This window comes from Acidithiobacillus sp. TH-A36, from assembly GCF_057473445.1.
In genome coordinates this window covers 1-1,118 of record NZ_JBYCKP010000155.1, presented here as the reverse complement: position 1 = coordinate 1,118, position 1,118 = coordinate 1, and the positions used below count along the sequence as shown (strand labels likewise).

1 protein-coding gene is annotated in these 1,118 nt (G+C 58.1%); it reads left to right on the top strand.

Annotated elements, in window-relative coordinates; translation table 11 throughout:
* A partial coding sequence (locus tag AC2VLY_RS04260) for a type IV pilus assembly protein FimV (protein WP_486921815.1) occupies nt 1-965 on the top strand: 965 nt, incomplete at its 5' end.
* Between the last annotated feature and the right edge of the window lie 153 nt (nt 966-1,118).

Sequence of the window (1,118 nt, the reverse complement as noted above, 5' to 3'; positions counted from 1 at the left end):
TACTGGTCCGCAAGCCTACCTGGCACCTTCTGGTCACGGCCCCTACGCCGGTCACCCAAGCCACGTCTTTGCTGGTGCAGGCGCAGTGGTCCGGCGGGCAGGTGATGCGGGAATATGCGTTACCCAGAGGGGCTGCGGCATCGGCTGTTGAGGCCCCTGTGCATCCTCCTGTTTCGCCGTTGAAGGCTGTTGCCGAAAAGCACATCGCCCAGCAAGCGCCATCATCAACCCCTTCGCAGGGTGCAGTCCCTTCGCAGGGTGCAACCCCTCTGTATCATGGCTGGTCGCGGATGGCGCAATATCGGGTGCGTGCCGGGCAATGTTTGTCTGAGATTGCGGTCGCTTTGCGCGGTAACGATGTGGTAACGCCCGACCAGATCATGGCGGCGCTGGTGCGCGCGAATCCTGCCGCTTTTGTGGCGGGCGATCCGAATCAATTGCGGTCTGGGGTTGTGTTGACTCTGCCCAATATGCGGCAGGTGCAGGCAATGACGCCTACACAGGCGTTTGCCTGGATGCGTGGTCAGGCGCATTCGGCACCGTCGGTAGCGTCGCTCTTGCGAAAAAAATCACCCGCAGCGACTCCCCCAAAAACGGCTCCTGCCACAAAACTGATTTTAACCAGCGCCCCATCCACCATCCACCCCGTCGTGAAAAAGGTCGTATCGCCTGCGGAGCGTCTTGATGAGCATCGTCTGCTGACGTCCGATCAGACCTTGCAAAAGAAGATGCAGCGCATGGATGCACTGACCAACACCATGCAAGACGATTTGGTCAAAGATGATGGCGTTATACAGAACTTACGTCATGCCGCTCCAGACGATTTGCAGCAGATGCTTCCCTGGGCATCCATCGGCGGCAATGTCCTGTTGCTGATGTTGTTTGTCTGGATGTGGCGGCGGCAGGAAAAAATGGCGGGCTGGCGTGGCGAATATCCAGAAGCTGAGGCTGAGAATGGCGCTTGATATGCAAAAGGCAACGCAGGAGGCTTTGCAGGACCTGGAACAGGAAATCAGCAATTGGGCGCATTACTGGCTGCGCAAATCGGTTTCGCGGTTTGCTGATTTTTTGTTGCCCGCGACGGATAAGCCGAAAACGGATCTGGTGGAGCCGGCCTG